This is a genomic window from Achromobacter sp. RW408 (assembly GCF_003184165.1).
Classification (GTDB): domain Bacteria; phylum Pseudomonadota; class Gammaproteobacteria; order Burkholderiales; family Burkholderiaceae_B; genus Achromobacter; species Achromobacter xylosoxidans.
Genome location: NZ_QHHO01000022.1, coordinates 626,154 through 635,811, shown reverse-complemented (window position 1 = coordinate 635,811; position 9,658 = coordinate 626,154). Strand labels below are relative to the sequence as shown.

Annotated in this window: 10 protein-coding genes; 4 read left to right on the top strand and 6 right to left on the bottom strand. The window is 68.9% G+C overall.

What is annotated here, in order from left to right; genetic code table 11:
* Window positions 1-16: 16 nt before the first annotated feature.
* A complete protein-coding gene (locus tag DK459_RS05205) occupies window positions 17-730 on the bottom strand; it encodes a serine aminopeptidase domain-containing protein (RefSeq protein ID WP_006387385.1) in 714 nt (237 codons plus the stop codon).
* A gap of 150 nt (window positions 731-880) precedes the next feature.
* On the opposite strand from DK459_RS05205, the gene tam reads away from it, so the two are divergent.
* Window positions 881-1,648 (top strand): trans-aconitate 2-methyltransferase, encoded by a 768-nt coding sequence (gene tam, locus DK459_RS05200; protein WP_070543203.1) that lies wholly within the window; start codon window positions 881-883, stop codon window positions 1,646-1,648.
* Window positions 1,649-1,696: 48 nt separating this feature from the next.
* On the opposite strand, the gene DK459_RS05195 is transcribed toward tam, so the two are convergent.
* A complete protein-coding gene (locus DK459_RS05195) occupies window positions 1,697-2,482 on the bottom strand; it encodes a helix-turn-helix domain-containing protein (protein WP_110134514.1) in 786 nt (261 codons plus the stop codon).
* An 86-nt stretch (window positions 2,483-2,568) separates the two neighbouring features.
* Here DK459_RS05195 and DK459_RS05190 point away from each other — a divergent pair, with 86 nt between their 5' ends.
* The gene (locus tag DK459_RS05190) at window positions 2,569-3,801 is read left to right on the top strand and encodes an MFS transporter (RefSeq protein WP_054437500.1); all 1,233 of its coding nucleotides are present in this window, start codon (window positions 2,569-2,571) and stop codon (window positions 3,799-3,801) included.
* 34 nt (window positions 3,802-3,835) lie between these two features.
* Here the strand turns inward: DK459_RS05190 and DK459_RS05185 are convergent, their stop codons facing one another.
* Both DK459_RS05185 and DK459_RS05180 read right to left on the bottom strand, forming a co-directional pair.
* A complete protein-coding gene (locus DK459_RS05185; protein ID WP_020926534.1) occupies window positions 3,836-4,171 on the bottom strand; it encodes a protealysin inhibitor emfourin in 336 nt (111 codons plus the stop codon).
* Window positions 4,168-5,232 (bottom strand): M4 family metallopeptidase, encoded by a 1,065-nt coding sequence (locus tag DK459_RS05180; protein WP_054505197.1) that lies wholly within the window; start codon window positions 5,230-5,232, stop codon window positions 4,168-4,170. Before DK459_RS05180 ends, DK459_RS05185 begins: the two co-directional genes overlap by 4 nt.
* A 210-nt stretch (window positions 5,233-5,442) precedes the next feature.
* On the opposite strand from DK459_RS05180, the gene DK459_RS05175 reads away from it, so the two are divergent.
* Window positions 5,443-6,072, top strand: a complete 630-nt coding sequence (locus tag DK459_RS05175; protein WP_110134513.1) for a DUF4375 domain-containing protein — start codon at window positions 5,443-5,445, stop codon at window positions 6,070-6,072.
* A 22-nt stretch (window positions 6,073-6,094) separates the two neighbouring features.
* On the opposite strand, the gene DK459_RS05170 is transcribed toward DK459_RS05175, so the two are convergent.
* Entirely contained in the window at window positions 6,095-6,574 is a 480-nt protein-coding gene (locus tag DK459_RS05170; protein ID WP_110134512.1) for an anti-virulence regulator CigR family protein, read from the bottom strand.
* Between the two features lie 270 nt (window positions 6,575-6,844).
* On the opposite strand from DK459_RS05170, the gene DK459_RS05165 reads away from it, so the two are divergent.
* On the top strand, window positions 6,845-7,738 hold the full coding sequence (locus DK459_RS05165; RefSeq protein WP_020926539.1) for a prohibitin family protein: 894 nt from the start codon (window positions 6,845-6,847) through the stop codon (window positions 7,736-7,738).
* On the opposite strand, the gene DK459_RS05160 is transcribed toward DK459_RS05165, so the two are convergent.
* Window positions 7,731-9,658: EAL domain-containing protein (locus DK459_RS05160; protein WP_110134601.1), on the bottom strand; the 1,928-nt coding region annotated here is incomplete at its 5' end. The two genes, DK459_RS05165 and DK459_RS05160, sit on opposite strands and share 8 nt — an antisense overlap.

Sequence of the window (9,658 nt, the reverse complement as noted above, 5' to 3'; positions counted from 1 at the left end):
GCGTGGGGGTGCTTTCTCATGCGCCGGCGGCGGGGGCCGGGTCGAGCGTGCGCAGGAAGCCGGCGATGGCCGCGGCGGCGGCCTCGGGCGCGGCCTGCAACAGGCAGTGCGGCGCGTCGATGTCGACCAGGAGGGTCTGCGGCGCCAATTGCCTGACCAGCATGGCGGCGGCGGGCGGCACCACGCGGTCGTGGCGCGCCTGCAGGTATAGCAGCGGCAGACGCACGCCGGCACATGCCGCGCGTTGGTCGGCGGCCATCACGGCCTGGAGACGGGCTCGCATGACGGCGGGCGCCACCTGCGCGACGGCCCGGTCCAGCGCGGCGCGCAGCGCCGGCGTGCCATGGGCGCCCAGCAACAGGTGATGCAGGACCGCGCGCGGCAGCAGTGTGACCGGCAGCCAGTTGGCCAGCGGCCGCGCCAGGCCCAGTCGGGGATGCGGCGCGCGCACGAACGAGGCGCACAGGATCAGGCCTCGCAGGTTTGGCGGCGGCGCGGCGGCGATGGCGGCGCCCAGCGGTCCCGAGAAGGATTCGGCCAGCAGCACGAAGGGCGCCTGCGCGGGCAGGGCCTGGCGCACGCGCTGTTCGAGCGTGGGGTAACCGAGCGGCTCGCGGGCGGGATAGCGCAGCACCACGGGCGGCGGCGCGGGGGGCAGCGCGGACAGCAGCGGATCAAACAGATCGCCGGTGCCGTCCATGCCGGGCAACAGGACCAGTTGCGGGGGCATTCATCAGGTTCCGGATGGGGGGAATAGTCGCATTCTGACAGGGTGTCGACATATTCAGTAAATATGAATGTATAGCCATATATATATTTGTCATATGGAATGACGCGGCGTAGAGTGCGGAACGTATCCAGACCCACGCAAGGAGCCGCCATGACCTGGTCCGCCAAACAGTATTCCGCCTTTGAAAACGAACGCACCCGCCCGGTGCGCGACCTGGTCGCCGCCCTGCCGAACGAACAGGTCGGCCACGCGGTGGATCTGGGCTGTGGCCCCGGTAACTCCACCGAGGTGCTGGCCGCCCGCTACCCGCAGGCCGACGTGACCGGCATGGACAGCTCCGACGACATGGTGCAGGCGGCGCGCAAGCGCCTGCCGTCGATCGCGTTCGAACTGGCCGACATCGAAACCTGGAATCCGCCGCGCCGGTACGACGTGATCCTGGCCAACGCCGCGTTGCAATGGGTGCCCGATCACGCGACCCTCTATCCGCGCCTGGTGGGCAAGCTGGCGCCGGGCGGCAGCCTGGCGGTGCAGACGCCGGACAACCTGGAAGAGCCGGCCCACAAGCTGGCGCGCCAGATCGCCGCCGACGGCCCCTGGGCCGGCAAGATCGGCGGCGTCAAGCATCCGCCGCGCCACAGCGCCGCCTGGTACTACGAGCTGCTCAAGCCGCATTGCGGTCGACTGGATGTGTGGCGCACGACCTACATGCATCCGCTGGCGGATGCGCAGGCGGTGGTGGAATGGTTCAAGGGCACGGCGCTGCGGCCCTACCTGAACAAGCTGGATGCCGATGAGCAGGCGGCCTTCCTGGCGCGTTACCACGACGAGATCGCGCGCGCCTATCCGGCGCTGGCCGATGGCACCGTGCTGCTGCCTTTCCCGCGCCTGTTCCTGGTGGCGGGCCCCCGGGACTGACGCGGTGCGCCGCCAGGCGCGTGCCGCGGGTTCCCGTGCAAACGGAGCCTACGTTTTGTCGGCGAAATAGCGCGCCGGCGTCTGCCCCAGCGTCTTGCGGAACATGGTGATGAAGGCGCTGACCGATTCGTAGCCCAGGTCTTCGGCGGTGCGTTGCACCGATACGCCGGACGACAGCCGCTGCAGCGCCATCACGATATGCATCTGCTGGCGCCAGCGGCCAAAGCTCATGCCGACCTCCTGCTGCACCAGGCGCGCCAGCGTGCGTTCGCTCATGGCCATGCGGCGGCCCCATTCGGCCACCGTGCTGCGGTCGGCCGGATCGGTGCGCAGCGCCGCGGCGATCTCGCGCAGGCGCGGGTGGTCGGACAGGGGCAGGTGCAGCTGTTCCGTGGGCATCAGCGCCAACTGCTCGACCAGCACCTCGGCCAGCCGCCGGTTGGCGGGCAAGGCGGTGTCGGCTGGCGCCAGGTCGGCCAGGTGCGCCACCATTTCGCGCACCAGCGGCGTGACCGCCAGCGTGCAGCATTGCGTCGGCAGGCCCGGCGTATCCGCCGGCACGAACAGGAAGCAGACCCGGCCGTTGTCGGTGACGCGGTTGCTGTGCGGCACGCCACCGGGGATCCAGACGCCGCAGCGCGGCGGCACCATCCACAGGCCCTGCGGCACGAAGCTCGTCACCCCGCCTTGCAGCGACAGCACCAGCTGCCCCATCCGATGGCGATGGGTGGGCGATTCGTGCTCGTTGCGGGCGGCGTCCACACGCATGGCGTACGTCCATTGCGCGGGGGTGTCGGGATCGAAGTAGGGGCTGTGGGCTTGCGGCGGATACATTGGCGCGGCGCCGGCTTGGCTGGATTTGAGGATATTTTGTCATTATCTCGAAATTCAGCAGAGCCGGCTTTCTCTAAGCTGGCGCCATGACTCCTTCCGCTTCCTCCCCCGCTTCCCAACGCCCCGTCCTGTTGATCGTGGGCATCCTCTTCATTGCCATGGCGCTGCGCGCGCCGGTCACGGGCATGCCGCCACTGGTCGGCCTGATCCGCGAGCAGCTCGGCCTGTCCAATACCGCGGCCGGCATGCTGATCACGCTGCCGCTGCTGGCCTTCGCCGTCGTCTCGCTGGTGTCGGCGGGCATGGCGCGCCGCTACGGGCTGGAGCGCACCCTGTTCGCGGCGCTGCTGCTGATCGGCGGCGGTATCGTGCTGCGCAGCCAGGGCCAGGCCTGGGCGCTGTATACGGGCACGGCAGTGATCGGCTCGGGCATCGCCATCGGCAACGTGCTGCTGCCCAGCCTGCTCAAGCGCGACTTTCCGCAGCGCGTGGCGGGGCTGACCTCGGCGTATGTCCTGACCATGAGCATCGCGGCCGGCGCCGCCTCGGCCCTGGCTGTGCCGCTGGCCAGCCTGGCGGGAGGCAGCTGGCGCTTCTCGGCGCTGTGCCTGCTGGTGATCCCCGTGGCCGGCGTGCTGCTGTGGCTGCCGCAGCTGGCCAACCATACGCCGCCGGCTTCGTCCACCGCGCACGCGCCGCACGGCGGCCGGCTGTGGCATTCGGCGCTGGCCTGGCAGGTGACGCTGTACCTGGGCATCAATTCCTTCGTGTTCTACGTCGGCGTGAGCTGGCTGCCGGCGATCCTGCGCGACGCGGGTTATACGGCCGAGCGCGCCGGCTCGCTGCACGGGCTGCTGCAGTTGATGTCGGCCGGGCCGGCGCTGTTCCTGGCGCCGGTGGTGCGACGCATGAAGGACCAGCGCGCCGCCGCGTTCTGCTCGGCGGCGTCCTCGCTGGTGGCGTTCGTCGGTTTGATCGCGGCGCCGGGCTGGGCCACGCTCTGGATCGTATTGCTCGGATTGGGCACGGGCGGCGGCATCATTCTGGGCTTGATGTTCGTGGGCCTGCGCGCCAGTCATGCCCAGCAGGCGGCGGCGCTGTCGGGCATGGCACAGTGCGTGGGCTACCTGTTCGCCGCCAGCGGACCCGCGCTGGTCGGCGCCATGCACGACCGGCTGGGTGGCTGGTCGGCGGCGCTCGGGCTGTGCGCCGCATTGTGCCTGGCGATGGCGGGCTGCGGCCTGCTGGCGGGCCGCGCGATCCAGATCGGCCAGTTCCGGCCCCACCCGGCCAAGGCGCCGCAACGCGCGGCGGAGTGAGACCGGCGCATGCCGGGCGCGCAGGCGCGTCGTTTTAGCCGCCGGCCTGGGTGCGCCACAGGCGCACCAGGACGTCGGGCGCCTGCGCCTCGGGCACGTCGAACGTGAGGCTGGCGGTATCGCCGCTGGCCGGGTCGCGGAACACCAGTTCCACATGGAAGTAGCGCTGGTCGCCGCCCTGCGCGGGGCAGTCCGGCGTGGCCAGCGGGGCGGTGCGGCGCAAGGCTTCGCCGACCTCCTGGCGCAGCCCGGGGGGGCAGTCGGTCAGGTCGATGCTGCGCGTGCGAGCCAGGCCGGGCAGGTAGGCCAGGCCGCCTTCGCGCGTCAGGCTGACACGCAGCGCGAATTCGAGCGGGGGCAGGTCGATCATGGCTGTATGCCCACCGCCGCCCAGGCGCCGGCCACGGCCTTGTGCGCGGCGTCGCCGTGCGCGCCGCGCGCCACGTCCAGCGTCAGGCGCGCGAACGTGGCGAAGTCGGCGTTGTGGCGCAACCGCTTGTCGCGCAGGGTGTCGTACCAGATGCGGCCGGCCACTTCCCAGGCCGGTCCCTTCAGCGCGGTCGCGGCCAGGTAGAAGGCGCGGTTCGGAATGCCCGAATTGATATGCACGCCGCCATTGTCCTGCGGCGTATCGACGTAGCCGCTCATGTGCGCCGGCTGCGGGTCCTTGCCCAGCACCGGATCGTCATAGGCGCTGCCCGGCTCGGCCATCGAGCGCAGCGCGCGGGCCCGCACTTTCGGCAGGAACAGGCCCTGGCCCACCAGCCAGTCGGCGTCGCTGGCGTCCTGGCCCAGGGCGTATTGCTTGACCAGCGCGCCGAACACGTCGCACAGCGATTCGTTGAGCGCGCCGGACTGGCCCTGGTAGGCCAGCGCCGCTTCGCTGTCGATGACGCCATGGGTGAGTTCGTGGCCGATGATGTCGACCGCCACGGTGAAGCGGTTGAACACCTCGCCGTCGCCGTCGCCGAACACCATCTGCGTGCCGTTCCAGAACGCGTTGTCGTAGTCCTCGCCGTAGTGCACGGTGCCCACCAGCGGCAGGCCGGCGCCATCGATCGAGTCGCGCTGGTAGACGTCGTGGAACAGCTTGTAGGTGGCGCCCAGGTGCTCATAGGCTTCGTCCACCGCCGGGTCGCCGCTGGCCTTCGCGCCTTCGGCGCGCACCAGCTTGCCGGGCAGGGTGGTGGTGTTGGCCGCGTCGTGCACCGCGCGTCGCGGTGTGCCGGCGGCCGGTGGCTGGCGCGGCGCCGCGACCTGGGCGCGGGGCGGTGGCACGGCCATTTCACGCAGCCCGCGCTGCTGCTGGTCGATGATGAGCGTCTTGACGGCCGGCATGCTTACGCGCGCATCGGCGTGCTGCGCCAGGCGGTCCAGGACATAAGGCGGGATCACGCCGATCAGGGGCGTGGACGCGGAGGGGCGCGGCATTGTCGATCTCCCTGTGAGGACATGGCGGACGCGGCGCGCGGGCCGGGCCCGGGGCAGGCTTTACGGTAGCAGATAGGCCTGGCGCGGGCGTAACAGTGTGCGGCCTGATGCTAGGAACGATAAACGAGCGCGCCGCGGCTCGACGCCCGCGGCACGATCCGCTATCTTTCAGCGCGCCCCATCCCTTTCGCTTACGCTTCGAGACATCGCATGTCCGCCGACCACCGCATCCGCCATCTCGCGCTGACCGAGACCCACATCCTGCTGACGCTGGCCGACGGCCGCACGTTGCGCGAGCCGATCCGGCGGCATATCCGGCTGGAGAAGGCCAGCCCGGCCGAGCGCGCGCAATGGCAACTGGTGGACGACGACCATGGCGTGGTGTGGCCCGCGCTGCTGGCGCCTTCGGCCGCGGGCATGCTGAACGTGCGCGACCTGTTGTGGGACGCGCATTACGAGAGTGCGCTGGCGGCGCTGCGGGCGGTGGAGTGGAAGCTGGACAGCCTGCCGCAGCGCGAGCAGGAACTGGTTGCGTTGTGGCGCATGGAAGCCGACATCAACAACGGCGGTTTCATGCAGTTCCTGTGCAACTGGGGCGACCCGACCTGCCAACTGGCGCTGCTGGCGCTTGGCAAGATCGGCGCGGCGCGCACGCGCGCCATCCTGGCGGACATGCGCGGCCTGGTAGATCGTTTCGAGGCCGCGCCCGAGGTGATCCAGCTGAACGACATCTACGGCGCCATGACCGAGGCCGAGCAGTCGCGCCTGCATGAGCTGGACGAAGCCTATTTCGACTATCCGGACGACCTGGCGCGGCTGGGCCTGGCCTACTACGACTAGCCTGGCGGCCAGCCGGCGCGCTTCAGTCGAACACGTTCGCCAGCACGTCGGCGACGATGCCGGTGGCGATGGCGATCAGGATGAGGTCATTGCCGGCAACGCGCCATTCATAGCCGGGATGCACCGGCAGCCGGGCCAGCATCGGGCCGGGCACCATCTTCTTGGCGATTCCCGGAGGCAGCGGCTTGCCGCGCGCCAGGTTCTTGCGGATGCCGGGCGGCAGGGAGCCATAGCCGGTGGCGCCGGCCTGCACCGCATAGCCGCGCGCGGTCGAGATGCTGATGCCGGCGGTGCTCAGGGTGACGCTGACGTTGGTGTCCGAATCCTTGCCTTTGCCCTTGTCGTTGCCCTTGTTCTTGCCGCCGCTGTTGCCATTGCCCTTGTTGTTGCCATTGCCGGCGTGATCGGGTTTGCCGCGGTTTTCCGGCGGCGCCGACCAGGCGGGGGCCAGGAGGGTGGTACAGGCCAAGGCGGTCACGAAGATGGCGATCGAGCGGCGCATGATGGGGACCCGAAGTTGAGGTCCAAGCAGCGTACCGCAGCGCTGGAACGCGCGCCATCTCCATTGGCAAGTGGTTTTTCTTATTGCAACAACCGTAACCTTTCACGCCGCTGACTCGGGCTAGAATCGCTCGCTTCTATTCCGGGGGGAATGCCAGGTGCGATATTTCCTGATCTTGGTGGGGGCGGCCGTGGTCGCCTATTTGCTCGCGCGCGGCATCGCCGCCGTGCTCTCGGACCGCAAACGCAATAAATCAGAAAGGGACTCCAAGTGAAGCCGACCGACCTCCAGATCGTCAAGTCCGTCAAGCCACGCAGCCTGAAGCTGGCCATCGGCACGGGCGTGTTGTTCGTGCTCATCCTGTGCCTCGCGTTCGGTTCCTGGTTCCAGGTGGACCAGGGCGAACGCGGCGTGGTGCTGCGCAACGGCAAGCTGGTGCGCGTGTCCGAGCCCGGCCTGGACTTCAAGACGCCCTTCATCGACAACGTGATGACGGTGTCGGTGCGCGACCACACTTTCGTGTTCGAGAAGCTGGAAGCCTACAGCTATGACCAGCAACCGGCCACGCTGCGCGTGTCGGTGACCTACCGCGTGCCGCCCGAGCACGTGGCCGAGCTGTATTCCGAATACGGCACCATCAGCAACCTGCAGATGCGCGTGCTCGAACGCAAGACGCCGGACGCGGTCAAGAACGTGTTCGGACAGTACACCGCCGTGCGCGCCATCCAGGAACGCCAGAAGCTGGGCCTGGACGTGAACAACGCCGTGCTCAAGACCATGGAAGGCGCGCCGGTCCAGGTGGTGGGCGTGCAGATCGAGGAAGTCGGCTTCTCGCAGGCCTACGAACATTCGATCGAGCAGCGCATGCTGGCCCAGGTGCAGATCGAGACCACGCGCCAGCAGAAGGAAACGGCGATGATCAACGCCGAGATCCAGGTGGTCAAGGCCAAGGCCGAGGCCGACGCGCGCCGCCAGCAGTTCACCGCCGAGGCCGACGGCATCCGCATGCGCGGCGAAGCCGAGGCCGCGTCGATCCGCGCCAAGGCCGAGGCCCTGGCCGCCAATACCAACCTGGTCAGCCTGAACGCGGTCGAGAAGTGGGACGGCGTGCTGCCGGCGACCCAGGTGCCGGGCGCGGCGCTGCCGTTCATCGGCATCAAGTGACGGCGGCGCTGCCGCGGGACGCGGCGGCTGGAGGGCGCCGCCGCGCGAATTCCATCATGTCGTCGCCGGACAGCGCCTTGCTGTAGAACCAGCCTTGCACGATGATCTCGGCGCTCGATTCGAGCGCCGAGATCTGTTCCGGCGTTTCGACGCCCTCGACGATGATCTGCAGGTCCAGCGCCTCGCAGAAGCGCAGCAGGCCGCTCATCACTTGCGCGCCGCGTTCGCTGCCCTGCGCCAGCACGAAGCTGCGGTCGATCTTGACCGCGTCGATTTCGAACTGGTGCAGGTAGCTCAGCGCCGAATAGCCGGTGCCGAAATCGTCGATATAGATTCTGCAGCCGATGCCGTGCAGCCGGTCGAACGCCTTGTGCAGGGCCTGCGCGTCCTCGACCAGCGCGTCCTCGGTGAGTTCCACCGACACCTGCCCGCGGGCCTGTTCCAGCACTTTGACGAGCTTGTCCAGATACGATTCCGATGTCAGCGTGCCGCTCGTGACGTTGACGGTCAGCGGCAGGGCGAAATCCGCCTTGCGCCAGGCGTGGCATTGCAGCACCGCCTGCTTGGCCACCCACAGATCCACCTCGCGCATCAAGTCCGCCTGCGCCAGCCAGCGCAGGAATTCGAGCGGCGCCTGCTGCATGCCTTCCGGGCCGGTGGCGCGCAGCAACGCCTCGCAACCGGTGCAGCGGCCATCACGCAATGACACCTGCGGCTGGTATTCGAGGTAGAAGTCGTATTCGCTGATGGTGCGGATACGGGAAATCTCGGCGCTGCGGCGCGCGCGGTTGGCATAGGTGGAGACCACCGGGTCGTGCGCGAACAGCAGCGATTCCTCCTGCAGGCGCGGGAATGTGGTGTCCAGCGACTTGAAGTAGACGGTGGCGTCGGCCTTGCGCTGGCGTTCCAGCGCCACCACGAAGGGCGCGTAGATGCAGGTGCCCAGCGCGATCAGCACCACCTGCAGGATCACGCCGCCCAGGTGCCCGCCGGCGCTGAGATAGGCGTTGAGCAGCACCGGCGAAGTGAGCGGCAGCGTGACGGTGGCTGGCGGCATCCAATCGAGTTGCACCGCCGTCAACGCGATCAGGACGTTGCACACCGGCGCCAGGATGAACGGCAGCAGCAGGCGCGGGTTGAGGATCAGCGGCAAGCCGAACAGCAGGATTTCGTTGACGTTCAACAGCGATACGGGAATGCTCGCCAACGCCAGCAGCCGCAGCGATTCGCTGCGCGAGAACAGCAGGATGGCGGCCACCAGCGACAGTGTCGCGCCGGCGCCGCCGATGAAGGTGAAGGCGCCGAGCAGGCTGCCGTTCAAGGCGTACATGCCCTGGTAGCCGGCGGCGGCGCTGGCGGCATTCAACGCCGTGGCCTGGTCCAGTACGTCGATGACGGGCGACATCGCATGGTAGCCATGGATGCCGAAGAACCAGAAGATCGAGTTGAGCGCGGCGGTCGCCGGCCCGATGGTGAAGGGGCTTTCGAGCGAGGCCAGGTCCACCGGAATGTCGAACCGCGCGACGCCGGGAATCCGCAGCAAGGCGCTGACCGCCAGCGCCACGGCGGCGGCGGTCAGCACGCCCGGTATGACCATGTTGAGGGTGCCGCGCACGTTTTCGCCGATCAGGCCGTCGGGCGCCAGGCGGGTCCAGTGGCGCCGGTGCAGCCACGCCAGCAGCGGCACGCAGCCCAGCGGCAGCAGGATGGCGAGGCTCAGGATCAGGGTGGCGGCGGCGTGGGGATGGGGCGCCAGCAGTGCCTCGGCGATCACCACGTACGACAGGCACAGGAACGCCGCCGGCAGGTTGGGCACGCGATGGCGGATCGACAGCATGTAGCCGACCGAGGTGCCCACCAGCAACGGCATGATCGTGTTCAGCCTGGCGTGCACGGCGGCCAGGCTTTCGACCACGCCCG